Source organism: Pseudomonas hamedanensis, assembly GCF_014268595.2.
GTDB lineage: Bacteria > Pseudomonadota > Gammaproteobacteria > Pseudomonadales > Pseudomonadaceae > Aquipseudomonas > Aquipseudomonas hamedanensis.
Map to the genome: position 1 here is coordinate 1144884 of NZ_CP077091.1, position 25153 is coordinate 1170036.

The window sequence follows — 25153 nt, forward strand, 5'->3', positions numbered from 1 at the left end:
GCATGAGTTCAGTTCAGGAGCATTGCGATGAGCACCGACGATAAACGCATCCGCGAATTCGCCTATCAGATCTGGGAATCGGAAGGTAAACCTGAAGGCCAGGAAGAACGGCATTGGGAAATGGCGCGCAAACTCGCCGAAGCCGAGGCGCTGGCACCGAAGAAATCACCGAAGGCCGCTGGCAGCAAGACCGCCGGCAAGGCAGCGACCGCCAAGACCACCGACGACAAAGCCCCTGTCAGCAAAGCCCCGGCGGCGAAGGCCAAACCCGTGGCCAAGGCCAAACCTGCCGCCACGCCAAAAGTGTCGCCGCCGGGTGAAAAGGCTGCCGAGAAAAAGCCGCGAGCACCGCGCAAGCCCCCGGCAATCTGACGCCACCCCGAGTATTGAACTGAACCACTGTGTGGCGAGCACGCTTGCCACCGAGGGTGCACTCGCCCTGAAGAAACACACCCCCCCTGTAGGAGTGAGCCTGCTCGCGATTGCGATCTGACTTGCAACATCAATGAAGCCTGATAGACCGCTATCGCGAGCAGGCTCACTCCTACAAGGGTTTTATGTCAGCACAGAATTTCCCCGTTTTTTTGCAGGAGCAATCATGACCCGTCCAAAAAAAGCCGAGCCCGCTGCGCAAGCCGAGCCATCGAGAATCCGTGAAGGCCTGCCCTTCCCGCTCGGTGCGACCTGGGATGGCCTGGGGGTTAACTTTGCCTTGTTTTCCGCCAACGCCACCAAGGTCGAACTGTGCATCTTCGACGATACCGGCGAAGTCGAACTCGAACGCATCGAACTGCCGGAATACACCGACGAGATTTATCACGGTTATCTGCCCGATGCGCATCCGGGGCTGATCTATGGCTACCGCGTCTATGGTCCGTATGACCCGGCCAACGGTCACCGCTTCAACCCGAACAAATTGCTGATCGACCCGTATGCCAAACAATTGGTCGGCGAGCTCAAATGGTCCGAAGCGCTGTTCGGCTACACCATCGGCCACCCGGACGCAGACCTGAGTTTCGACGAACGCGACAGCGCGCCGTTCGTGCCCAAGTGCAAAGTCATCGACCCGGCGCACACCTGGGGCAGCGACCACCGCGTCAGCGTGCCGTGGGACAAAACAATCATTTACGAAACCCACGTGCGCGGCATCAGCATGCGTCACCCTTCGGTGCCGGAAAACGTGCGCGGCACGTTTGCCGGGTTGATGGTCGACGATGTGTTGGAACACATCCGCAAACTCGGCGTGTCGACGGTCGAGTTGCTGCCGATCCACGCGTTCGTCAATGACCAGCACTTGTTGCACAAGGGCATGACCAACTATTGGGGCTACAACAGCATCGCGTTCTTCGCCCCGGACCCGCGTTACCTGGCCAGCGGCAAGATCGCCGAGTTCAAGGAAATGGTCGCGCACCTGCACGACGCCAATCTGGAAGTGATCCTTGACGTGGTTTATAACCACACCGCCGAGGGCAACGAGCAAGGGCCGACCCTGTCGATGCGCGGTATCGACAACGCCTCCTATTACCGCTTGATGCCTGACGACAAGCGCTATTACATCAACGATTCGGGCACCGGCAACACCCTCGACCTGAGCCATCCCTGCGTTTTGCAAATGGTCACCGACTCCCTGCGCTACTGGGCCAGCGAGATGCACGTCGACGGTTTCCGTTTCGATCTGGCGACCATCCTCGGGCGCTATCACGACGGTTTCGACGAGCGTCACAGCTTCCTCGTCGCCTGCCGTCAGGACCCGGTGTTGCGTCAGGTAAAAATGATCGCCGAGCCGTGGGACTGCGGCCCCGGTGGCTATCAGGTGGGCAATTTCCCGCCGGGCTGGGTCGAATGGAACGACAAGTTCCGCGACACCGTGCGCGCCTTCTGGAAAGGCGACGATGGTCAGCTCGCCGATTTCGCCAGTCGCATGACCGCCTCTGGGGAGATGTTCAACCAGCGCGGTCGGCGGCCGTATGCGTCGGTGAACTTTGTCACCGCCCACGACGGCTTCACCCTCAACGATCTGGTGTCGTACAACGACAAACACAACGAAGCCAACGACGAAAACAACCAGGACGGCAGCAACAACAATCTGTCGTGGAACCACGGCGTCGAAGGCCCGACCGACGATCCCGAGATCAATGCGCTGCGCCACCGGCAGATGCGCAACTTCTTCGCCACCCTGCTGCTGGCTCAGGGCACGCCGATGATCGTCGCCGGCGACGAGTTCGCCCGCACTCAGGACGGCAACAACAACGCCTACTGCCAGGACAGCGAAATCGGCTGGGTCAACTGGGATTTGAGCGAGGACGGCAAGGCCCTGCTCAAGTTCGTCAAACGCTTGATCAAGTTGCGCCTGACTTACCCGATTCTGCGGCGCGGGCGTTTCCTTGTCGGTGAGTACAACGAGGACATCGGCGTCAAGGACGTGACCTGGCTGGCCCCGGACGCCACCGAAATGACCACCGAACACTGGCATGACGCGCACAACCGCTGCCTTGGCATGCTGCTCGATGGTCGCGCGCAGGAAACCGGGATCCGCCGCAAGGGTGGCGATGCGACGTTGCTGCTGGTGGTCAATGCGCACCACGACATCGTCAATTTTGTCTTGCCGGAAGTGCCGGACGGTGGTTTCTGGACCTGCATGGTCGACACCAACCAGCCTTCGGTCCGGGGTCAGGAGCGTTTTGAGTTCGGCCACGAATATTCGGTCACCGGGCGCTCGCTGTTGCTGTTTGAACTGCAGCGCGATGAAGAGGACTGACAGAACGAGTGAGCCAGCGCCCGCCGGTGGCGGGCGATTTCTGTAAGCATTTGCGTAACCGGGCGCAGTTGGCGCAAAAAAATGCGTATCAGATTGATCTGTGACGCGACGAATCCCGTGTCTTGAGCAATACTCTGCTCGCGGTAATCCAAGGGTCGGAGCACTGCACAGTTGCAATCAATTTGCCTCTTCGGCTCGCGGCCAGCGTTTTCGGCACCGACCAGAGGCGGGACACAACAAGGACGTCGCACTCATGAAACCGTTAATCACTGACCACGGCCTGCCGGCGCAGATTTGGAACAGCGCGCCGCAACTCGCCAACATCCCCGTCATCAATACCCACAGCCTGGTGCCCGAAGGTGCGCGCGCCGTGGTAATCGCACCCCATCCCGGCGACGAAGTAGTCACCTGCGGCGGCCTGTTGCAGTTGCTCGCCAGTCTCGGCCATCCGCTGCAACTGCTGTCGATCACCGATGGCAGCGCCAGCCATCCCGGCTCGCGCCAATGGTCGGAAAAACGCCTGAGCGTGTTCCGTCCCCAGGAAAGCGTCGAAGCGCTGCGCCGTCTCGGTCTGCCGATGCACAGCCTGAAGTGGGTGCGCGGCGGTTTCGCCGACAGCGCCTTGAGCGACCAGGAAACCCAACTGACCGAATTCATCAGCCGCTACCTGCGGCCCGGCGACGTGGTGTTCAGCACCTGGCGCGGAGACCGCAACAGCGACCACGAGGTGGTCGGTCGTGCCAGCTTCAACGCAGCACAACACTGCGCGGCCAGCTACCACGATGTCCCGGTGTGGGCCTGGCACTGGCCGGAGCGCGACCAGCACCTGATCCCCTGGGAACGCGCACGCAAACTGCGCCTCGACACCTGGACGGTTGCGCGCAAAAGCCACGCCACCCACGCCTACGCCAGCCAGCTCAAGGGCGAACCGGCCATCGGCATTGCCCCGATGCTGCCGCCGGTGCTGCTGGAGCGGATGCGATTGCCGTATGAAATCGTGTTTGTCTGAAGGCGGCCAGCCACGATTCCCTGTGGGAGCGAGCCTGCTCGCGAAAGCGCCGGGGCAGTGAAATCGATGCTGACAGGCCCACCGCCTTCGGGAGCAAGCCCCCTCCCACACTGGTCTTCACTGCTCACAAAACTTGCTGGCGCCCTATAAACCTGTGGGAGCGAGCTTGCTCGCGAAGGGGCCTCGTCAGTCAATACATGCATTGGCTGGCCCACCGCTATCGCGAGCAGGCTCACTCCTACATTGCTTGCGTCGTTCACAAAACGGAACTGCCGCCCGCTCGCATCAGTCGCATGAACAGGCAGACCCCATTCAGAGGAGTGAACGTGTCCAGCGATCCCAAGCGTCACGCCGTCGACGCGCCTGACATTCATCGCATGCGCGTGCTGACGGTCAACACCCACAAGGGGTTCACCGCGTTGAATCGGCGCTTCATTCTCCCGGAACTGCGCGAAGCGGTGCGCAGCACTTCGGCCGATCTGGTGTTCCTGCAAGAAGTGGTCGGTGAACACGAGCGCCATTCGAGCCGCTACAACGAATGGCCGCAAACCTCGCAGTACGAATTTCTTGCGGACAGCATGTGGAGCGATTTTGCCTACGGGCGTAACGCGGTGTATCCCGATGGCCATCACGGCAACGCACTGCTGTCCAAATACCCCATTCGCGAATACCGCAACCTCGACGTGTCGATCACCGGCCCGGAACGCCGGGGCCTGTTGCACTGTGTGCTGGATGTGCCGGGGCATGCTGAGGTCCACGCGATCTGCGTGCACTTGAGCCTGCTGGAAAGCCATCGCCAATTGCAGTTGCAACTGCTCTGCCAGTTGCTGGAATCGCTGCCCGAGGACGCCCCGGTGATCATCGCCGGCGATTTCAACGACTGGCAGTTACAGGGCAATGCCACCCTCGCCCGACGCGACTACCTGCACGAAGCCTTCGAACGCCATCACGGCCGCCCGGCGAAAACCTACCCGGCGCGTTTTCCGTTACTGCGCCTGGACCGCATCTACTTGCGCAACGCGAGTAGCCATGATCCGCAGATCCTCGGCAACAAGCCGTGGACGCACCTGTCCGATCACCTGCCGCTGGCGGTTGAAGTGCACCTGTAACCACGATGCGGCGCACGACCGTTCGTCAGTCGGACCGGCTGAGGGGGCAAACTTCTTCTACACCTTCCGAAGCTGAAGGATCGGCGACTTCAGAACGTTAGGGTACACACCTTATGTAGTTCCTCAACTCCAGAGGCTTTTTTTGGGTCCGGCACCCTACAAGGATGAACTTCCCATCGTCACGCAGGGAATTGACATGCCAGCTATCAGAACGTTGAGGACTTTGCCGCATACCTTCGTCTTGCCCGCTTGCCTCGGGCTGCTCGTCAGCCCGCCGGCCTGGTCCGCCTGCGTGCTGACACCCGGCGCGGGCAACGACAGCTATTCATGTGACAGCGGCAGTAGCGGCCCGCTCACAGACCTCTCGGGTAACAACAGTCTGACCTTTCCTGCCAACGGCAACGGCCAGATCAATGGCAGCGTAACCTTCGGCAACGGCGCCGACCGGGTCGCGATGAACTCCGGCAGAATCACGCTGCAATTGAGCCAGGGCGGCGGAATTGATGACTTTGTGATGACCGGCGGCCAGATTGGCTTCCTTGCCCAGGGCGACGGTCGTGACACCTTCCTGATGACTGGCGGCGCCATCGACTCGGCGTTTGAGGATGGCGATGTCGCGCGCATGACCGGCGGCACCATTGGCCGGGTTGACATGAAACTCGACAACAATTTTTTCGATCTGTCCGGCGGGCAGATCTTCGGCAATCTGGTTACCGGCTTCGGCACTGACACCATCATCGTCTCCGGCGGGCGCATCGGCGGTAACGTGAGTGTCAGCGGCGGCAACGACAGCATCACGGTGACCGGTGGCGAAATCGTCGGCGAGATTCGCGCCAGTGCCGGTGAGGACACATTGTCGTGGAGCGGCGGGATCATCCGCTCGGCGATCCTGCTGGACGCCGGTAATGACCGCGCCACTTTGAGTGGCCTGGATGACAGCCTTATCGCGCTTCCCCCCAGGATCGATGGCGGTGTCGGCAGTGATGCGCTGACGCTCGACAACACCCGAACGGCGCTGCCTGAACGCTTTGTCAATTGGGAGACGGTGAACGTGAGCAATGGCTCGCAACTGGACCTGGGGTCTTCCAGCCTGTCGCTGGGGGACGCGGATACCGGCACCGGTGTATTGAACCTTGACGGCAACAGCACCTTGCTTTCCACCCAGGGCGTGATTAGATCTGCGCTGGCCGGGCAGGCGGCAACCTTCAACAACGCCGGGGTCATCGACCTGGCCGGCAACAGCAATCGCACCGACGATACGCTGACGGTACAGGGCAACTATGTCGGCAATAGCGGCCAGTTACTGCTGCAAACCAGCGTCGGTGGTGATGATTCGCCAAGCGACAGACTGGTGGTCAACGATGGCACTCTGAGTGGCGCCACCGTCATTACCGTCGACAACCTTGGCGGGCTGGGCGCACTGACCCGGCTCAACGGCATCCAACTGGTCCAGGCCCAAGGCAGCACGGTCAGCATGGACAACGCCTTCACCCTCAACGGCCCGGTGTCGGCCGGGGCTTATGACTACTACCTGTTCAAGGGCGGCGTGACGGCCGGCACCGAAAACAGTTGGTACTTGCGCTCAGCCGTTGTTTCGCCGCAGGTGATCAGCGTACCCAACCCGGATCCGGCGTTGCCGCCGATCCTCGTGCCGGTGGCAGCCGTGCCCATAGCGGCCGTGGCACCGGCCGGCAGCGCACCGTTACCGGTATTGCCCGCCGCCGTGGCCGGGGCCGCACCGATTCCACTGTACCGACCGGAAGTCCCGACGTGGTCGGTGCTGCCACCCGCCGCCGCCCAGCTGACGCTCAATGCGTTGGGCACTTTTCACGATCGCCAAGGTGATCAGCGCCTGCTCAAGGAGACCGGCGCATTCAGTGCCGGTTGGGCTCGGGTCTACGGCAAGAATCTCGAGCAAACCTGGACCGGCACCGTCACACCACGGCTGGATGGCTCGCTCAACGGTTTTCAGGCGGGCAACGATCTGTACAGCACACAAACCGTGGGCGGTCAAACCCAGCGTGTGGGTTTCTTCGTCGGGCATAGTCGCCTGCGAGGCGATGTCGATGGCTTCAATGAAGGCTTCCAAGGCAATAGCGCCGGCAAGATCAAGCTTGAGGGCGACAGCTATGGCCTGTACTGGACACTGATCGATCCCTCCGGCGGGTACATCGATGCCGTCGTGATGGGCACCCGTTTCGACGGCGACAATCATTCCGATCGCGGGATCAAACTGGACAACCGCGGACATGCGCTGACGCTGTCGGCCGAAGCCGGTTATCCGTTCGCGATCAATGACACTTGGGTGATCGAGCCGCAGGCTCAGGTCATTCACCAGAAAATTTCCCTCGACAGCCAGAACGACGGTATCTCAAAGGTCTCGTTCGATTCGGACAGCGCCTGGACCGGCCGTCTCGGTGCTCGCCTCAAGGGACGCTATCACGTCAGCAGCCTGCCGCTGGAACCCTACCTTCGCACCAACCTGTGGCATACGTTCTCCGGCACCGACACGGTGACCTTCGGAACCAGCGATGTCATTACCACGCAACAGAAATCCTCTTCGGCGGATATCGGTCTTGGCGTCGTGCTCACACTCGATCGCGCCGTCAGTATTTTTGCCAGCACCGATTACAGCCGAAATATTGACAGCAATGACTCGCGTGGCGTCGTCGGCAACCTGGGCGTGCGCATTAGCTGGTAGACCTTCCGTCGGCAATAAAGCGGCTGCATCGCGCAGCCGCCATTGCGATTCTCCATTCAAACAGACACTTAGTTATCCGCCAAAAAACAAGCGCTTGCGCTGCCTGTTTTATAACGACCGCTCATCGTTCAATTTCTTGACGGACAGCCGTAGATCTTCTTATCTCAAGCTTACTACCCCCGGAAACACTCACCGGGGCTGACCGCCAGGCACTCGCAAAATCGAGCGGCCACGGTTCGCCCCGCCCCATTCGGTCGCCCCTCATTCGGGGTAGGAGAGACGCCAGAATCGAGATGCCGCATGCGCCTGCAAGGTAGACCTCCATGAAAACTTCGCTCACCTCACACGAGATCAAAATCACTATCTGCACAGTGTCGAGTTCTGTCCTGCTGTGCTCATCCATGGAGGTGCAGGCAGGCCCTGCGGCGGATGAAGCCACGCCGTGGTATCGCGCGGATGTACCGGTCATGACCCTGCCTGCGACCGTCATTACGCCCGGGCCGCAGCGCCTTGATCCACGCCGCGACTTGTCGGGCAGCCGCCTCATGACCGAAGAACTCGCCCCAGGCGCCTGGGATCAGCTCTACGGCAAAAGCGCCCGCCAGGCCCAGACCGACGTGCTGTCTTCAGGCTTTGCAACACCCGGCAGCGGAGACATCAAGGGCCCCGCGGTGTTGACCCTGCGAAGCGCCAGCCATACCCAGAAGATCGGCCTGATCGGAGGGCTCAATCAGATTCAAGGCAACACCAGCGGCTTGTACAACAGTCGCGCCCAAGCCGATGCCGGAACCGATACCCTCAACCTGCAAGGCCAAAGCCTGGGCGCCTATTACAGCCTGATCGGTGCGCAGGGCTGGCACGTCGACCTGTCCGCCAGCGGTGGCCGGGTCAGTGGTTTCAGCCGCAACGGCCAAGGCACCCGGCAAGTCACCGAAGGCACCGCGATGACCTTTTCCGTGGAAGGCGGCTATCCCATCGGACTGAGCGACCACTGGGTGGTCGAACCGCAAGCGCAATTGATCAACCAGCGCATCAGCCTCGACACGCCATACGCCGGATCGGGCAATGCTTCATCCTCGGAACTGACGTCGTGGAGCGGCCGCGTCGGCGCACGCTTGAAAGGCAGTTATGACTTGAACGGCCTGCCGGTCGAACCGTATGTGCGCACCAACCTCTGGCACACCGTGTATACCGGCAACACGGTAACGCTGGATCAGGTCGACAAGATCAGCAGCAGCCGCAAGTCATCGACGGTGGAGCTGGGGCTGGGTCTGGTGGCGCGGGTGACGCCGGCGGTGAGTCTGTATGTCAGCGCTGATTACAGCAGCGATGTCGATGACAACGATTTGAATGGGGTCATTGGCAGCCTGGGGGTACGGATGCGCTGGTGATCTTCAGATCACCGAAAATCCCTGTGGGAGCGAGCCTGCTCGCGAAAGCGGTGCCACCTTCAACATCAGCATTGACTGACTCGGCGCCTTCGCGAGCAGGCTCACTCCTACAGGGGAACGCATTCCAAATTGTAGGAGTGAGCCTGCTCGCGAATGGCAGCGACGCGGTTTCGGATCAGCCCTGCGGCTTAAGAATCAACACCGCCAACGGCGGCAGATTCAGCTCCAGCGACAAGGCCTGGCCATGGCTCGGCACTTCTTCGGCAAGCGCCCCGCCGCCGTTGCCGTAATTGGAGCCGGCGTAGATGTCGGCATCGCTGTTGAGCAACTCTGCCCAGCGCCCGGCAAACGGCACGCCCACTCGATAGCCCTGACGCGGCACCGGCGTGAAGTTGGCGACCACCAGCACTGGCGCGCCGTCCTTGCTCCAGCGCAGCCACGCATAAACGCTGTTGATCGCATCATCGCCAATCAACCACTGGAAGCCTTGAGGCGCGTCGTCCTGATCGTGCAGGGCCGGCTCTTCGCGGTACAGGCGGTTGAGATCGCCAACCAGTTTCTGCACGCCCTTGTGCTCGGAATACTGCAGCAGGTACCAGTCCAGTTGCTGATCGTGGTTCCACTCACGCCACTGGCCGAACTCGCAGCCCATGAACAGGAGCTTCTTGCCCGGATGGGTCCACATGAAACTCAGGTAAGCGCGCAGGTTGGCGAACTTCTGCCAGCGATCGCCGGGCATCTTGTCGATCAGCGAGTGCTTGCCGTGCACCACTTCATCATGGGAAATCGGCAGGATGAAACGCTCGGACCACGCATAGACCAGACCGAAACTCAATTCGTTGTGGTGGTGCGCGCGGTACACCGGGTCCTGCTGAATGTAATGCAGCGAATCGTGCATCCAGCCCATGTTCCATTTATACGCAAAGCCCAGTCCGCCCTGCTGCGTGCTTTGGCTGACGCCCGGCCAGGCGGTCGACTCCTCGGCAATCACCAGCGCGCCCGGCGCCTCCAGCGCGACCACGTCGTTCAAGTGCCGCAGGAAGTCGATGGCTTCAAGGTTCTCGCGTCCGCCATGGCGGTTCGGCACCCACTCACCGGCCTTGCGTGAATAGTCGCGATAGAGCATAGAGGCCACCGCGTCGACACGCAGGCCATCGACATGGAAATGCTTGAGCCAGTGCAGCGCCGACGCCAGCATGTAGCCGTGCACTTCGGTGCGGCCGAGGTTGTAGATCAGCGTGTCCCAGTCCTGATGGAAACCCTCCAGCGGATTGCCGTATTCGTACAGGGCGGTGCCGTCGAACTGCGCCAGACCGTGGGTATCGGTAGGGAAATGCGCCGGCACCCAGTCGAGGATCACGCCAATGTCCGCCTGGTGGCAGGCATTGACGAACGCAGCGAATTGCTCCGGCGTGCCGTAACGCGCGCTCGGGGCGAACTGCGAGAGCAACTGATAACCCCAGGAACCGCCGAACGGGTGCTCCATGATCGGCATCAGTTCGATGTGGGTGAACCCCAGCTCCTTGACGTAGGGAATCAGCCTATCGGCCAGTTCCGGCCAGGTGTATTGGCGCGCGACTTCGCCCAGGTCGTCCAGCTCGCACTGCCAGGAACCGGCGTGCAGCTCGTAGATCGACAATGGCTTTGAATGCTGATGCCGATCCTGGCGTGCATTCATCCAGTCCTGATCCTGCCAGTCGATCTGCAAGGGCGACGCGACTTTCGAGGCGGTGTCCGGTGGCAGGCTGGTGGCCAGCGCCATCGGGTCGGCCTTGAGCGGCAGAATGCCGTGGGCGCCAAGGATTTCGTATTTGTACAGCTCGCCGGCTTGCAGGCGCGGAATAAACAGCTCCCAGACCCCGGACGGATGGCGCAGACGCATCGGATGCCGGCGCCCGTCCCAGACGTTGAAATCGCCGACCACCGACACCCGCCGGGCATTCGGCGCCCAGACCGCGAAGCGCACCCCGTCGACGCCATCGGCGGTTTTCAGTTGGGCGCCGAGGCAAGCGCTGAGATCGCGGTGATTGCCCTCGGCAAACAGGTACAAATCCATCTCGCCGAGCAACTGACCGAAGCTGTAGGGATCTTCCGTAACCTGTTCGCCGCCCGCCCAGCGCGTGCGCAACAGATACGGCCGTGCCTGATCGAAATGACCGACAAACAACCCCGGCGTTTCGGTCATCTGCAGCGGCCCGCGTTCTTCACCGCTGTCCTTGTCCAGCACGACAACGCTCAGCGCACCGGGCAGGTAGGCACGGATGTACTCCCCGCCGACGCCGTCGCCGTGGGGGCCAAGAATCGAAAACGGGTCCTGATGTTCTGCCCGCACCAATGCGTCGATATCACGTGCCGAGGGCAACAATGCTTGTTTGACCACACCCTGTTCCTTGTTCGAGAAACTCATGACTACTCTCCACCAAGATCGGAAAAGGGTTTAAGCCCTGTCAATAATCCATACAAACCGTGCAATGGCACGGGTAGCCACGTCGGGCGGTTTTCCGCCTCATAGGCCACTTCATAGGCCGCTTTTTCCAGGCCGAACAACGCCAGCGCAGCGTCGGCGCCTTCAGGGTCTTGCCAGGCATGTTCAAGACTAGCTGCCGCCTCGCGATATGCCTGCACAAATGCCTCGCGCGCTTCACGCAGATAACGTTCGGCGACCCGTTGGCGCGCCGCTTCGGCTTCAGGGCTGTTGTCGACGTTGTGCACGTTGATGGTCATCGCCGCCGCGTAATCGAAGGAACGCAGCACACCGCTGACATCCTTGTACGGGCTGTGCTTGCCACGACGCTCGCTCAACGGCCGCGCCGGTTCGCCCTCGAAGTCGATCAGATAGGCATCGCCCTTGATCACCAGCACCTGGCCCAAATGCAAGTCGCCATGCACACGAATGCGCAAACCGCCGGTGGCTTTTTTCGCCAGATCCTGCACATGGGCGAGGATGGTTTTTTTCTCGTCGAGCAGACGCTTGACCAGTTTCTGGTCCGCCGCATTGAGTTCGCCCTGATGCTCCTTGAGCAATTTCAAGGCGTGTTCGACCTGTGCCGTCACGTCCTTGCCGGTGGCCTGCATGTCTTTGCCTGAAGACACTTGCGCAGCAAAGTCGGCATTGTCGGTTGGCGCGGCGAGCACCTGATGCATCTCGCCCAGACGCTGCCCGAGCATGCCGGCAAAGTCCTTCAATTCGCCCAAGGCGTTGTAATGCTGCTCCTGTTCCGAGACGGCGTCGGCCAGCTCATCGCGCAACGCCCGTTCAAGGTTGTTCTGCGTCCACTCCCAGGCGTCGCCCTGATTGCTCAGATAACCCTGAGCGATCATCAGCAGGTTGTCCTGCCCCTGCGCATCGCGGCGAATCACCGATCCCAGCAACGGAGAGATATTGGCAAATCCGGCCTCGGTCAGGTAAGCGCTCATCTCCAGTTCCGGGTGTACGCCAGAAGCGACTTTACGTATCAGCTTAAGCACCAGGCTGTTGCCGATCACCACTGAGCTGTTCGATTGCTCGGCGGACAGGTAACGCACGTCCGGCTCGGCGCCGAGGGCGAGTTTTTCCAGGTGCGGGGTCTGTTCGAAGCGGATTTCACCCTCGCTCGATGCCAGCACGGTGTTGTTCTGCATGCCTTGCAGCACAGCGCGGACGAAAGTTTCCAGGCTGAACGCATCGGTGATCAAGCCGACCTGACGCACACGGCGCACGCGCGACAGCGCCAATTGCTGCGGCAACGGTGGGCCGACGTGATCTTCGGCAATGAAGCCGAACGGCAGCTGATAGCGGCTGGTCTGGCCCGCGCTGGTGACGTCGATCTCGCTGAGCAGCACCGGATGCTGCGCGTCGCCGAAGCGCACGCCGTAGGCCAGATTGACCTTCTCGATGGCCGCGTCCTTGCCGGCGAACCAGCGGCGGTTCTGCAGCCAGCTCGGCAGAATGTTTTGCTCCAGCGTCGTGCGCGACGGCGCTTCGAGCAGTTCTTCCATGCGTTTTTTCAGCACCAGCGTGGTGAAGTCCGGCAGGCTCTGCGCCGGTTCCACGTGCCAGCTCGGCATCTGGTTTTCCGCTGCAAGGGCGAACCAGTAGAAGCCGTACGGTGCCAGGGTCAGCAGGAAATTCAACTGGCCGATCGGCGGAAACGCGTTACCGCCGAGCATCTCCACCGGCACCATGCCGACGTAAGCCGACAGGTCCAGTTCCACGGCCTGCGCACTGCGCGAGACGTTGGCCACGCACAGGATGATTTCATGCTTGCCATCGGCATCGGTGTATTCGCGGGTGTAAGCGAGCACGCGGCGGTTGGTCGGTGAGAGCATTTTCAACGTGCCACGACCGAAGGCTTTCGACTGCTTGCGCACGGCCAGCAGGCGCCGCGTCCAGTTCAGCAGCGAATGTGGATCGCCGGACTGGGTCTCGACGTTGACCGACTGATAGCCGTACAACGGGTCCATGATCGGCGGCAGCACCAGGCTGGCCGGATCGGCGCGGGAGAAGCCGCCATTACGGTCGATCGACCACTGCATCGGCGTGCGCACGCCGTCACGGTCGCCGAGGTAGATGTTGTCGCCCATGCCGATTTCGTCACCGTAATACAGGGTCGGCGTGCCGGGCATCGACAGCAGCAGACTGTTGAGCAGTTCGATGCGACGGCGATCACGCTCCATCAGCGGCGCGAGACGACGGCGGATACCCAGGTTGATTCGTGCGCGACGGTCAGCCGCGTAGTAATTCCACAGGTAGTCGCGCTCGCGGTCGGTGACCATTTCCAAGGTCAATTCATCGTGGTTGCGCAGGAAAATCGCCCATTGGCAGTTCGCAGGGATTTCCGGGGTCTGACGCAAAATGTCGGTGATGGGGAAGCGATCCTCCTGCGCCAGTGCCATGTACATGCGCGGCATCAGCGGGAAGTGAAAGGCCATGTGGCACTCATCGCCATTCACCCCGGCAGCGTCGGTGTCTCCGAAATACAGCTGGGTGTCCTCCGGCCACTGATTGGCCTCGGCCAGCAACATGCGGTCGGGATAGTTGGCGTCGATTTCGGCGCGAATCTGCTTGAGTACGTCATGGGTTTCGGGAAGGTTTTCGTTGTTGGTGCCATCGCGTTCGATCAGGTACGGGATCGCGTCCAGGCGCAGGCCGTCGATGCCCATGTCCAGCCAGTAACGCATCACCGAAAGCACCGCTTTCATCACCTGCGGGTTATCAAAGTTCAAGTCCGGCTGGTGCGAGTAGAAACGGTGCCAGAAGTACTGGCCGGCGACGGGGTCCCAGGTCCAGTTGGATTTTTCGGTGTCGAGAAAAATGATCCGCGTGCCGTCGTATTTCTGATCGTCATCGGACCACACGTAAAAATCCCGCGCCGCCGAACCCGGCTTGGCTTTGCGCGCGCGCTGGAACCACGGGTGCTGGTCAGAGGTGTGGTTGATGACCAACTCAGTGATCACCCGCAAACCGCGCTTGTGCGCTTCGGCGATGAAACGCTTGGCGTCGGCCATGGTCCCGTAATCGCTGTGCACGCCACGGTATTCGGCAATGTCGTAGCCGTCGTCACGGCGCGGCGAAGGATAGAACGGCAACAGCCAGATGGTGTTGACGCCCAGGTCGGCGATGTAATCGAGCTTGGCGATCAGCCCGGGAAAATCGCCGATACCGTCGTTGTTGGAGTCGAAAAACGATTTGACGTGAACCTGATAGATCACCGCATCCTTGTACCAGAGCGGGTCTTTGATGAAGGCAGCTGCCTTGGGTTTCTTCGCCATGTGAAACTCCTGAAAAATTCACTGATACCACCGAGGGACTCGCATTGGTGACCCCCTGTGGCGAGGGGATTTATCCCCGTTCGGCTGCGCAGCAGTCGCAAACTGGTAAACGCGGTAAAGCTTGAAAAAAAGGCGCCGCTGCGCGCGCCAACGGGGATAAATCCCCTCGCCACAGGGGGCGGTTCGCTACGTCACGTGGCTGTGATTCGCCAAATCCCGAACGGCTGATACGCCGGGTCAATGCGCATGAACTGGTATTTTCCATACCAGTCCCAGCGGTGGCCGTTCATCAAGTCCTCGCCGTGGGTTACGGCATCGTCCGGCAGGCCCATTTCCCACAGCGGCAATTCGAAATTCGCTTCCTGGACGTTATGCGGATCGAGGCTGACCGCTACCAGAATGAAGTTGCTGCCGTCAGCGCTGCGTTTGCCGAAGTACAGGATGTTGTCGTTCCAGGCGTTATAGATCTTCAGGCCCAGATGGCTGTGCAGCGCCGGGTTCTGGCGGCGGATGCGGTTGAGCTGAGCGATTTCGGCAATGATGTTGCCGGGCGCCGTGAAATCGCGGACGCGGATTTCGTACTTCTCCGAATCGAGGTATTCCTCCTTGCCCGGGACCGGCGCCGATTCGCACAGCTCGAACCCCGAATACATGCCCCACAAGCCTGAGCCCATGGTCGCCAGCGCGGCGCGGATCAAGAAACCGGGGCGCCCGGAGTCGTGCAGGAATGCCGGGTTGATGTCCGGGGTATTAACGAAGAAGTTCGGCCGGTAGCACTCGCGCCACGGCGACTGGTTCAGTTCGGTGAAGTACGCGGCCAGTTCAGCCTTGGTGTTGCGCCAGGTGAAATAGGTGTAGCTCTGCGAATAACCGACCTTGCCCAGCCGCGCCATCATCGCCGGCGTGGTGAAGGCTTCAGCCAGGAAGATCACTTCCGGGTACAGCGCGCGCACATCGGCAATCAGCCATTGCCAGAACGGCAGCGGTTTGGTGTGCGGGTTGTCGACGCGAAAGATCTTCACGCCCTCTTTGACCCAGCCGATGACAATGTCACGCAACTCCACCCACAGGCCCGGAATCGCGTCCGGCGCATAGAAGTCGACGTTGACGATGTCCTGGTATTTCTTCGGCGGGTTTTCGGCGTATTTGATCGTGCCGTCCGGGCGCCAGTTAAACCAGCCCGGATGCTGTTTGAGCCACGGGTGGTCCTGGGAGCACTGGATGGCGAAATCGAGGGCGATCTCCAGACCATGATCGGCGGCAGCGGCGACCAGTCGGCGGAAGTCTTCGCGGGTGCCGAGTTGCGAGTGAATCGCCTCGTGACCGCCCTCCTCGCTGCCGATCGCATACGGGCTGCCGGGATCGTCCGGGCCGGCGGTCAGAGAATTGTTGCGCCCCTTGCGGTGGGCGCGACCGATCGGATGGATCGGGGTGAAATACAGCACGTCGAAGCCCATGTCCTGAATCATCGGCAGACGCGAATGGACGTCGTTGAACGTGCCGTGGCGGCGCGGATCGTCGGTGATCGAACGCGGAAACAGCTCATACCAACTGGCGAACTCGGCGAGTTCACGTTCAACATCCATCGGATACTGCGGGCTGACACTCAGGTACGCACGCAGGTCGGCCTCGGCCATCAATTGCGCACTGCGCGAGTGCAGAAACAGCGCGACCTGCTCGGTTTCGAGCAAACCGGACAATTCGTGGTGCAGCGCGTGAAGTTGTTCGCTGAGTTGTCCTTCGCTGCGCTCGGCGGCCTGGAGCACCATGGTGCGGCCTTCCTGCAACTCCAGCGACACCGGCACGGCGGCGCTGTGTTTTTTCTCCAGCTCATACTGAAAACTGGCGAAATGATCGATCCACGCTTCGATGCAGTAAACATACCGTCCCTGATGCTCGGGGCGGAATCGGCCCAGCCAGCCATTGTTGCCTTGATCGCTCATGATCTCGCTGTGCCAGCTCTCATTACCTTCGGCGCGCCAACGGATGCGCACGGCGAGCTTGTCGTGGCCGTCGGCAAAAACCTTGCTGGTGACGACGATCTCGCGCCCGGCAATCGATTTGGGGGCGAACTGGCCGCCCTCCAGGGTCGGCATGGTGTTTTCGATGACGATGCGCGGCAGCAGCAACGCCTGGGCCAACGGCAAATGCGGGTTGTAGTTCAGTTCTGAAGATGTTTCAGCAGTCATTGAGCATCTCTCCTTAACGCCCCAAGGACGCTCTTGTGCCGGATCAGTATTCGCCACGAAGCGCCGGCCCCGTGATCAACTCACTTAGCTTCCGAGCAACCGGCCCGGGGAAAAGTTCAGACGAAATTGCCGGGGCGCGGCGCGGATCGAATTCACCGTGAGACGGTCAATCCACTTAAGCACTTCTCACGCCATGTGCCACACGGAGGTCAACAGATGAACATCCCGATCCCGGCGGAAACGCCCGATCCCAACATCGACAAACCGACGTTGCCCGAGACCGAACCACCACCGGTGCCGGAACAGGAACCGCCCGGCACCACACCACCGCCGAAAGAAGAACCGCCGAGTACGATGCCGCCAGTGATCGTCTAGCCCCCGCCTGAGCGTTCCCGCGCGACGTTGATCGTTCCCACGCTCCGCGTGGGAATGCAGCCCGGGACGCTCCGCGTCCCACTCAGCCGAACGCAGAGCGTCCGTTGCGGCATTCCCGCGCAGAGCGTGGGAACGATCAGGCATCAGGGATCTAGAGGTGGTCGTTCTTGTCGACATCCTTTTCGAACATCCTCACCACATAAGGCATCACGCTGAAAATCGCCAGCGCCAGAATGGTGCTCAATAGCGCTGTCGCTTCCTTGCCCAGCCCCACTGCCACACCGATTGCCGCTGTCATCCATAACCCGGCGGCCGTGGTCAGGCCTTTGACATGGGATTCGTCGCCCTGCTGATTTTTCAGGATTGTGCCCGCGCCGAGAAAACCGATCCCGGCGATCACACCCTGCAATACCCTGCTCATGGCATCGGATTCTGCGCCCGATGTCTGCGGCACCAGTACGAACAGTGCAGCACCCAACGCCACCAGCATGTGCGTGCGCACACCTGCTGCCTTGCCTTTATGTTCACGCTCGAAACCGAGAATGCCGCCAAGAATCGCCGCCATCAGCAGACGCACGGTAATGCGGGTCATTTGCGCGGTGTCGCCGATGTCGGCAAATTCGGCTTCCAGGGTTTTCCACACTTCATCCCACCAGTCTTCCATCGTGCAGTCCTTGTTATTGGCTTGATAAAGGATGGACAACGTCGACCATTAATCGGTTGCGCCGAACGATCCACGCGCTTCGCTTCCTAATGTGCAGACCTCAATGGAAAAAAGGACTGCCGCGATGCCCGTTCGAATCGATGAATCCAACCCCGAGCAGAAAGTCTGTTTTTTCACCGTCGAACATGGCGAAGAAATTCGCATCTGCGACACGCTGGAAGTCATGACCGATAGCGAAAAAGCCATGTCGTTCGTGGAGATAGAAGGCAAACGGGTCTACATCACCGAAGCAGAAGCCGACGCCTTGACCGTCGCCGGAGCCAGGGACGGTCGTGAACACCTGAAAGCAGACACGGGTGATTCGGTGATTTGACTGACCCTGATCAACACCCCGCGCAAGCGCCTGCGTTAGCCGTTTGCGCCTCATTCGGCAAGTTGCTTCAAGTTGTCGCAGGCGTTACGCAAAACCTCATCTGATCCGCTTTTTATTGCCAGACCTGAGTCTGTTATGCAAACAGATCGGCGCTCATAGTCCCTCGGCCTGATGGAGGCTGATGAGCGAACGACCATGAGCGAACAAATCCCCGTCCGAACCGTAGAAGCGCCGCCAACAATAAAAAGCGTGCCCGCACGCCCGATGAAGGCGACGGCAAGGCCCAGTGACCAGCCGATCCAGACCCGCAGTTTCACCGGTCTGTTCCGCACCCTGCGCATGAGCGGCGCGGGACTGTTGTTCGTGCTGTTTTTCGGTACGGTGTGGCTGAACTGGGGCGGACGGCAGGCGGTGCTGTGGGACCTCTCGCAAAGCAAATTCCACATCTTCGGCGCGACGTTCTGGCCGCAGGATTTCATTTTGCTGTCGGCCCTGCTGATCATTGCCGCGTTCGGCCTGTTCGCCATCACCGTGTTCGCCGGGCGGGTCTGGTGCGGGTACACCTGCCCGCAAAGTTCGTGGACGTGGATTTTCATGTGGTGCGAGAAAATCACCGAAGGCGAACGCAACCAGCGGATCAAACTTCAAGCGGCACCGTGGGGCCTGAACAAGCTGGCCCGGCGCGCCGCCAAGCACACCCTGTGGCTGGCGATCAGTGTGCTGACCGGGCTGACCTTTGTCGGCTACTTCACCCCGATCCGGCCGCTGGCCGAAGAACTGCTGACCTTGCAGATCGGTGGCGTCAGCCTGTTCTGGGTGCTGTTTTTCACCGCCGCCACCTACATCAATGCCGGCTGGCTGCGCGAAGCGGTGTGCATGCATATGTGCCCGTATGCGCGGTTCCAGAGTGTGATGTTCGACAAGGACACCCTGACCATCGCCTACGACGTCGCCCGGGGCGAAAGCCGTGGCCCACGCAAACGTGACGTCAAGCCGCAAGACGCAGGCCTGGGCGATTGCATCGATTGCCAACTGTGCGTGCAGGTCTGCCCGACCGGTATCGACATACGCGACGGTTTGCAGATGGAGTGCATCGGTTGCGCGGCGTGCATCGATGCCTGCGACTCGATCATGGACAAAATGCATTACCCGCGCGGCTTGATCCGCTACAGTTCCGAACGCGAATTGCAGGGCGGCAAGACGCATCTGCTGCGCCCGCGCCTGATTGGCTACACGGCGGTGCTGCTGGTGATGATCGGCGCCTTGGCGCTGGCACTGGTCGAGCGGCCAATGGTGTCGCTGGATGTGACCAAGGATCGCGGATTGTTTCGTGAGAATGCTCAGGGGCAGATCGAGAATATCTATTCGCTCAAGGTGATCAACAAGACTCAGCAGCGGCAGGATTACCGGTTGAGTCTGCTTGATGGCGATGGGTTCGAATTGCAGGGCAAAACGGCACTAAGCCTGGCGCCGGGGGAGATTATCGACGTGCCGGTATCGGTGGCGATGACTACCGAGCGGCCGGCCAGCAGCTCGCAGACATTGAATTTCAGGATTGAAGACACTGACGAGCCGCAGGTTTACAGCGTGGCGAAGAGCCGATTTGTTGCGCCGCTGAATCGCTGATTGCCCTTAGATTGCAGTGCTTTCATTCGCTAGCAGGCTCGCTCGCACCATTGACCACGTTCCCCTGTGGGAGCGAGCCTGCTCGCGAATGAAGCCGCCGCGACTCCCCCATAAGCACCCACCCGGATCCACCATGAAACGCTACGAAAAATTCGCCGACGACATCGCAGAACTGATCCGCTCCGGCGTACTCGGTCCCGGCCAGCGGGTGCCCTCGGTGCGCTATGCCAGCCAGACCTACGGCGTCAGCCCGTCGACGGTGTTCCAGGCTTATTACCTGTTGGAACGGCGCGGGCTGATCCGCGCGCGGCCGCGCTCCGGATACTTCGTCAACACCCATGCGCCGAGCCCGTTTTCCGAGCCGGTGATCAGCAGCCAGGTCAACGAATCCACCGAAGTCGACGTCAGTGAGCTGGTGTTTTCGGTACTCGACTCAATCAAGGACCCGAGCACTGTGCCCTTCGGCTCGGCGTTCCCCAGTCCGGGTTTGTTCCCGTTGCAGCGCCTGTCACGCTCATTAGCCAGCGCTGCCCGGGAAATGGACCCGCGCATGGTCGTCACCGACATGTCGCCGGGCAACCCGCAGTTACGTCGGCAAATCGCCCTGCGCTACATGGTCGGCGGCCTGATGTTGCCGATGGAAGAATTGTTGATCACCAACGGCGCCCTCGAGGCCCTGAACCTGTGCCTGCAAGCGGTGACCGAGCCAGGCGATCTGGTGGCCATCGAAGCCCCGGCGTTTTATGCCAGCCTGCAAGTGCTTGAGCGCTTGAAGCTCAAAGCGGTGGAAATCCCCGTGCACCCGCGCGACGGCATCGACCTCGGCGTCCTCGCGCAAACCCTGGCGCGGCACCCGATCAAGGCGTGCTGGTGCATGACCAGTTTCCAGAACCCGATGGGCGCAACCATGCCCGAGGCGAAGAAGCAGGAACTGGTAGAACTGCTGCGCCAGCATCAGGTGCCGCTGATCGAAGACGATGTCTACGCCGAACTCTATTACGGTCAGCAGGCGCCAAAACCGGCCAAGGCGTTCGACACGGAGGGCCTGGTGATGCATTGCGGCTCGTTCGCCAAAAGCCTCGCCCCCGGCTACCGCATCGGCTGGGTCGCCGCCGGGCGCTACGCGCAGAAAATCGAGCGGCTGAAACTGATGACCTCGCTATGCGCCTCGATGCCGGCGCAAGCAGCGATTGCCGACTACCTGCAACACGGCGGCTACGACCGCCACCTGCGCAAACTGCGCTACGCCCTTGAAGAGCAGCAAAGCGCGATGCTCGCAGCGATTGCCCGTTATTTTCCGGCACAGACCCGGGTCAGCCAACCGGCCGGCGGCTACTTTTTGTGGCTGGAATTACCGGAGCAGATGGATTCGCTGAAGCTGTTTCAGATGGCGCTGGCACAAGGCATCAGCATTGCCCCGGGGCCGATCTTCTCGCCGACCCAGCGCTTCAGGAACTGCATTCGGTTGAACTACGGCAGCCCGTGGACCGAGGCTTCGGAAAAGGCCATGGAGACGCTGGGGCGGATTGTGCGGTCGTTTTGAAGATACTCGGACAAACGGTAGAAAACTGTAGAAGAACCTGTAATTTCTGACAGTAGACGTTTGATGGCCTGTCTGACTGAATCTACAGCGCTAGTTCTCTCTAAACAGGCAGGTGCAATCTCATGACAAACTCCAAGGCTGTTCACGACTTTACCGATTTCAGCAATGGCAACGCCAACGGCTGGCGTGACACTAACGGCGGAGGAACGATCGAATCGCCGCACTATACAGCAGTGTTTACTACGGCTGGTTTTCCTGGCGGCATAACAGCGCTCGCTACGATAGATAAAAGGTTCCCTGTTGCGTTCAAACAAACCAAGATGCACGTGAAGTTTCGCATCCGCTTTCCACTTGGCTTCAAGTTGGAAACATTGCGACTTTACGCCGCCCCTTCCGGTGGTATGGTATTTGATCACCCTCCGATCGATAACAACTGGCATGTGGTGCAAGGCGAATGGACGCCAACGCGCGACGACGTGACCGGACTTACATTTTTCGTCGAAGGTCCCGAGCAAGGTGTGGGCCAGAGGGTTGGTTTCGATGACATTGAGATCGTCCAAGACTGACGGCACCGCAAGACAGCGGTCAACGCGATCGTTTCGCGTCGACCGCTGCAAACCTGCCTGACGCTACAAAAAAACCAGCGACATCAGCGCCCACCGCCCAAATCAACAAACGTCCCCGTCGCATACGACGCCTTGTCCGACAGCAACCAGACAATCGCCTCCGCCACTTCATCCGGGCGTCCGCCCCGCGCCATGGGGATCGCCGATTCGAGCTTGCTGACCCGGTCCGGATCGCCGCTCAGCGCGTGGAAATCGGTGTAAATGTAGCCCGGACGCACCGCGTTGACGCGAATCCCCTCGCCCGCGACTTCCTTGGACAGGCCGATGGTGAAGGTATCGAGCGCGCCTTTGGAGGCGGCGTAGTCGACGTATTCGTTTGGCGAGCCCAGGCGTGCGGCCACCGATGACACGTTGACGATGCTGCCACCCTGCCCGCCATGTTTGGGCGACATGCGCAGGATCGCGTGCTTGGCGCAGAGGATCGGTGCCAGGACGTTGGTTTTCATGATTTTGAGAATGCGGAACTCGGACATTTCGTCGACCCGCGATTTGTGTGCGACGGTGCCCGCGTTGTTCACCAGTGCGGTGACGCGGCCCAGTTCGCTGTCGACGCGGTGAAACATCGCAACCACTTCGTCTTCAATGCTGACGTCGGCGCGCACTGCAATGGCCTGGGCGCCCAAGGCGCGAACCTGTTCCAGCACGGCGTGCGCGGCCTGTTCATCGGACTGGTAATTGATGCAGATCCGATAGCCTTGTTCGGCAGCCAACAGCGCCGTAGCCGCGCCAATCCCGCGCCCGCCACCGGTGATGACAATGACTTTATCCATGCTGGCTTTCCCCCACGTGCACACGTAACAGTCGGGGCAAGAATAACTGCCATTGGCAGGTTTTGCATGGAGTCTGTGGCGCCTGTCAGGACGTCTTCGCGAGCGGGCTCGCTCCCACGGGGGTCTATCAGACCACCGCCATGCGCTCCCCGCGCACGATGTCCTGCAAGAAGCGCTCAGCCGGCAGCGGATGCCCAAGCAGGTAGCCCTGTAACGAATCACAGCCCAGTTTGGTCAGGAAGTCCTGCTGCACACCGGTTTCGACGCCTTCGGCAACGATGCGCAACCCCAGCGCCTGGCCGAGCGCGACAATCGCCGAAACGATCGCCGCATCATCACTGTCGTGCTCCAGGTCGCGAACGAAACCGCGGTCGATCTTCAGCTCATTGGCCGGCAGGCGCTTGAGGTACATCAGGCTGGAATAACCGGTGCCGAAGTCGTCAATCGACAGGTCGACGCCCATGTCCGACAGTTCCTGCAAAACCGTCATGCTCGCATCGGCATCGCTCATGGCGGTGGTTTCGGTGATCTCCAGGGTCAGGCTGTTCGCCGGCAGGTGGTGCGTGCGCAGCGCCTTGGCAACGCTGCGCACCAGTCCGGCATTACAAAACTGCAACGCCGAGAGGTTTACCGCAATGCGCCAATCGGTGTAGCCGAGCACGTACCACTCGCGCATCTGCCGACACGCTTCGTTGAGCACCCACTCGCCCATCGGGATGATCAAACCGGTTTTCTCTGCCAGATCGATAAACGTGTCGGGCATCAGCAAGCCGTGCACGGGATGCTCCCAGCGCAGCAACGCTTCGGCGCCGACCGCGCGACCATTGGCGGCGTCAAACTTGGGCTGGTAATGCAGGCTGAACTGATTGTGTTCCAGCGCCGCGCGCAAGTCCTGCACCAACTGCAACTGCTTGCGGGCGTTGTTATTCATCGAGGCGTCGAAAAAGCTGTAGCCGTTCTTGCCGCCGCCCTTGGCGTGGTACATCGCGGCATCGGCGTTCATCAGCAGCTCTTGCGCGCTCTGGCCATTGCCCGGGTACAGGGCGATGCCGACACTGGCGGAAATCTGCAGGTCGTGTTCAGCAACACGGAACGCCTGGGCGATCAAACCGACCTGCCGCGCCGCCAGACTCACGGCATCGTCGGGCTCGGTGAGGCGCACCAGCAGGACGAATTCATCGCCGCCGATCCGCGCCAGCGTGTCCTGGCTGCGCAGATCCTCGCGCAGGCGCACACCGACCTCGCGCAGCAGTTGGTCGCCCATGTGATGGCCGAAGGCATCGTTGACCGGTTTGAAACCGTCCAGATCGATGAACATCAAGGCGAAACAACCGCCCTGCTCGTGAACCTTGTTGATCGCCTGACTGATGCGGTCATCGAGCAGCATGCGGTTGGGCAGGCCGGTGAGGGTGTCGTGCAGGGCCAGTTGCGTGAGTTCGCGGTTGGCCACCGTCAACGAATGCGCCAAATCAGCGGTGCGTGCTTCGAGGCGAGCGTCGAGGATCGACGTCAGCAAGGCGATGGACAACACCGCCAGCGTGGTGACCAACACCAGACTGTCGAGCCCGTTGCCTTTCAGGCCATTGACCGTCGCGCCGCAGAAACTGCCATCGGGAAACTGTGCGGCCGCCATGCCGGTGTAGTGCATGCCGACAATGGCAATGCCCATGATCACCGCCGCGCCGGCGCGGATCAGGCCTACATACGGCGAATGCTGGCGCAGGCGAAAGGCGATCCACAACGCGGCCGCCGAAGCACCCACGGCAATCAGCAACGAGGCGCTGAATAACGTCGGGTCGTAGTCGATGCCGGGGGTCATGCGCAGCGCCGCCATACCGGTGTAATGCATGGCGCTGATGCCCGCGCCCATGATCAACGCACCGAAGGCCAGTTGCAGCAGCGGCAGTTTTGGCTGGCTGACCAGCCACAAGGCGAATCCGCAGGACAGCAAGGCGATCAGCAGCGACAGCGCCGTGAGCGCGATGTCGTAACCCAGATCGATCGGCAACTTGAAGGCGAGCATGCCGATAAAGTGCATCGACCAGACGCCAACCCCCATGGCCAACGCCCCGCCCGCCGTCCAGAAATGCACGGCGCGGCCCTTGGCGGTAGCGATGCGCCCGGTCAGGTCGAGCGCTGTGTAGGAGGCGAGAATCGCCACGCACAGCGAAATGAAAACCAGGGTGAAGGAGTAGCTGCCGATGAGCATGGGGATTCTCGTGCCGACCAAGACCGTATTGCATCCATTCTCGGTCAGGAAAATCCGGC

The 25153-nt window shown here is 60.9% G+C and carries 17 protein-coding genes; 11 read left to right on the forward strand and 6 right to left on the reverse strand.

Going from position 1 to position 25153, the window contains the following annotated elements:
- Positions 1-27 precede the first annotated feature (27 nt).
- The 6 genes from HU739_RS04905 to HU739_RS04930 all read left to right on the forward strand — a co-directional run bounded on the left by HU739_RS04905 (position 28) and on the right by HU739_RS04930 (position 8968).
- On the forward strand, positions 28-372 hold the full coding sequence (locus HU739_RS04905; protein WP_186552171.1) for a DUF2934 domain-containing protein: 345 nt from the start codon (positions 28-30) through the stop codon (positions 370-372).
- Positions 373-598: 226 nt separating this feature from the next.
- On the forward strand, positions 599-2758 hold the full coding sequence (gene glgX, locus HU739_RS04910) for a glycogen debranching protein GlgX (protein ID WP_186552172.1): 2160 nt from the start codon (positions 599-601) through the stop codon (positions 2756-2758).
- Between the two features lie 253 nt (positions 2759-3011).
- Positions 3012-3767 carry a PIG-L deacetylase family protein gene (locus HU739_RS04915; RefSeq protein WP_186552173.1) on the forward strand — a complete coding sequence of 252 codons (756 nt, stop codon included), beginning with the start codon at positions 3012-3014 and terminating at the stop codon, positions 3765-3767.
- 326 nt (positions 3768-4093) lie between these two features.
- Positions 4094-4876: an endonuclease/exonuclease/phosphatase family protein gene (locus HU739_RS04920; RefSeq protein WP_186552174.1), complete on the forward strand. Its 783-nt coding sequence runs from the start codon at positions 4094-4096 to the stop codon at positions 4874-4876.
- Positions 4877-5072: 196 nt separating this feature from the next.
- The gene (locus tag HU739_RS04925; RefSeq protein ID WP_186552175.1) at positions 5073-7577 is read left to right on the forward strand and encodes an autotransporter family protein; all 2505 of its coding nucleotides are present in this window, start codon (positions 5073-5075) and stop codon (positions 7575-7577) included.
- Between the two features lie 323 nt (positions 7578-7900).
- Positions 7901-8968, forward strand: a complete 1068-nt coding sequence (locus HU739_RS04930; protein WP_186552176.1) for an autotransporter domain-containing protein — start codon at positions 7901-7903, stop codon at positions 8966-8968.
- A 175-nt stretch (positions 8969-9143) separates the two neighbouring features.
- On the opposite strand, the gene glgB is transcribed toward HU739_RS04930, so the two are convergent.
- The 3 genes from glgB to HU739_RS04945 all read right to left on the reverse strand — a co-directional run bounded on the left by glgB (position 9144) and on the right by HU739_RS04945 (position 16908).
- The gene (gene glgB, locus HU739_RS04935; protein ID WP_186552177.1) at positions 9144-11375 is read right to left on the reverse strand and encodes a 1,4-alpha-glucan branching protein GlgB; all 2232 of its coding nucleotides are present in this window, start codon (positions 11373-11375) and stop codon (positions 9144-9146) included.
- Positions 11376-11377: 2 nt separating this feature from the next.
- Positions 11378-14719, reverse strand: a complete 3342-nt coding sequence (gene treS / locus HU739_RS04940; protein WP_186552178.1) for a maltose alpha-D-glucosyltransferase — start codon at positions 14717-14719, stop codon at positions 11378-11380.
- A gap of 191 nt (positions 14720-14910) precedes the next feature.
- Positions 14911-16908 (reverse strand): alpha-1,4-glucan--maltose-1-phosphate maltosyltransferase, encoded by a 1998-nt coding sequence (locus HU739_RS04945; protein ID WP_186552179.1) that lies wholly within the window; start codon positions 16906-16908, stop codon positions 14911-14913.
- 216 nt (positions 16909-17124) lie between these two features.
- Here HU739_RS04945 and HU739_RS04950 point away from each other — a divergent pair, with 216 nt between their 5' ends.
- On the forward strand, positions 17125-17283 hold the full coding sequence (locus tag HU739_RS04950; RefSeq protein ID WP_186552180.1) for a hypothetical protein: 159 nt from the start codon (positions 17125-17127) through the stop codon (positions 17281-17283).
- A 151-nt stretch (positions 17284-17434) separates the two neighbouring features.
- Here the strand turns inward: HU739_RS04950 and HU739_RS04955 are convergent, their stop codons facing one another.
- Complete coding sequence (locus tag HU739_RS04955; RefSeq protein WP_186552181.1) at positions 17435-17947, reverse strand: MgtC/SapB family protein; 513 nt, start codon at positions 17945-17947, stop codon at positions 17435-17437.
- 124 nt (positions 17948-18071) lie between these two features.
- Here HU739_RS04955 and HU739_RS04960 point away from each other — a divergent pair, with 124 nt between their 5' ends.
- From HU739_RS04960 to HU739_RS04975, 4 genes are all read left to right on the forward strand, one after another.
- Positions 18072-18320: a DUF3203 family protein gene (locus tag HU739_RS04960; RefSeq protein WP_186552182.1), complete on the forward strand. Its 249-nt coding sequence runs from the start codon at positions 18072-18074 to the stop codon at positions 18318-18320.
- Between the two features lie 195 nt (positions 18321-18515).
- The gene (gene ccoG / locus HU739_RS04965) at positions 18516-19946 is read left to right on the forward strand and encodes a cytochrome c oxidase accessory protein CcoG (protein ID WP_186552183.1); all 1431 of its coding nucleotides are present in this window, start codon (positions 18516-18518) and stop codon (positions 19944-19946) included.
- 133 nt (positions 19947-20079) lie between these two features.
- On the forward strand, positions 20080-21489 hold the full coding sequence (gene mapR / locus HU739_RS04970; RefSeq protein ID WP_186552184.1) for a GntR family transcriptional regulator MpaR: 1410 nt from the start codon (positions 20080-20082) through the stop codon (positions 21487-21489).
- Positions 21490-21611: 122 nt separating this feature from the next.
- Positions 21612-22055, forward strand: coding sequence for a hypothetical protein (locus HU739_RS04975; RefSeq protein ID WP_186552185.1), 444 nt, complete (start codon positions 21612-21614; stop codon positions 22053-22055).
- Between the two features lie 83 nt (positions 22056-22138).
- On the opposite strand, the gene HU739_RS04980 is transcribed toward HU739_RS04975, so the two are convergent.
- Together HU739_RS04980 and HU739_RS04985 are read right to left on the reverse strand one after the other, a co-directional pair.
- Positions 22139-22885 (reverse strand): SDR family oxidoreductase, encoded by a 747-nt coding sequence (locus HU739_RS04980; protein ID WP_186552186.1) that lies wholly within the window; start codon positions 22883-22885, stop codon positions 22139-22141.
- Positions 22886-23012: 127 nt separating this feature from the next.
- On the reverse strand, positions 23013-25094 hold the full coding sequence (locus HU739_RS04985) for a putative bifunctional diguanylate cyclase/phosphodiesterase (RefSeq protein ID WP_186552187.1): 2082 nt from the start codon (positions 25092-25094) through the stop codon (positions 23013-23015).
- Positions 25095-25153 lie beyond the last annotated feature (59 nt).

Coding starts and splice junctions, on each gene's coding strand:
- HU739_RS04905 (WP_186552171.1), top strand. CDS start 28: ATGAGCACCGACGATAAACGCATCCGCGAATTCGCCTATCAGATCTGG.
- glgX (WP_186552172.1), top strand. CDS start 599: ATGACCCGTCCAAAAAAAGCCGAGCCCGCTGCGCAAGCCGAGCCATCG.
- HU739_RS04915 (WP_186552173.1), top strand. CDS start 3,012: ATGAAACCGTTAATCACTGACCACGGCCTGCCGGCGCAGATTTGGAAC.
- HU739_RS04925 (WP_186552175.1), top strand. CDS start 5,073: ATGCCAGCTATCAGAACGTTGAGGACTTTGCCGCATACCTTCGTCTTG.
- HU739_RS04930 (WP_186552176.1), top strand. CDS start 7,901: ATGAAAACTTCGCTCACCTCACACGAGATCAAAATCACTATCTGCACA.
- glgB (WP_186552177.1), bottom strand. CDS start 11,375: ATGAGTTTCTCGAACAAGGAACAGGGTGTGGTCAAACAAGCATTGTTG.
- treS (WP_186552178.1), bottom strand. CDS start 14,719: ATGGCGAAGAAACCCAAGGCAGCTGCCTTCATCAAAGACCCGCTCTGG.
- HU739_RS04945 (WP_186552179.1), bottom strand. CDS start 16,908: ATGACTGCTGAAACATCTTCAGAACTGAACTACAACCCGCATTTGCCG.
- HU739_RS04950 (WP_186552180.1), top strand. CDS start 17,125: ATGAACATCCCGATCCCGGCGGAAACGCCCGATCCCAACATCGACAAA.
- HU739_RS04955 (WP_186552181.1), bottom strand. CDS start 17,947: ATGGAAGACTGGTGGGATGAAGTGTGGAAAACCCTGGAAGCCGAATTT.
- HU739_RS04960 (WP_186552182.1), top strand. CDS start 18,072: ATGCCCGTTCGAATCGATGAATCCAACCCCGAGCAGAAAGTCTGTTTT.
- ccoG (WP_186552183.1), top strand. CDS start 18,516: ATGAGCGAACAAATCCCCGTCCGAACCGTAGAAGCGCCGCCAACAATA.
- mapR (WP_186552184.1), top strand. CDS start 20,080: ATGAAACGCTACGAAAAATTCGCCGACGACATCGCAGAACTGATCCGC.
- HU739_RS04975 (WP_186552185.1), top strand. CDS start 21,612: ATGACAAACTCCAAGGCTGTTCACGACTTTACCGATTTCAGCAATGGC.
- HU739_RS04980 (WP_186552186.1), bottom strand. CDS start 22,885: ATGGATAAAGTCATTGTCATCACCGGTGGCGGGCGCGGGATTGGCGCG.
- HU739_RS04985 (WP_186552187.1), bottom strand. CDS start 25,094: ATGCTCATCGGCAGCTACTCCTTCACCCTGGTTTTCATTTCGCTGTGC.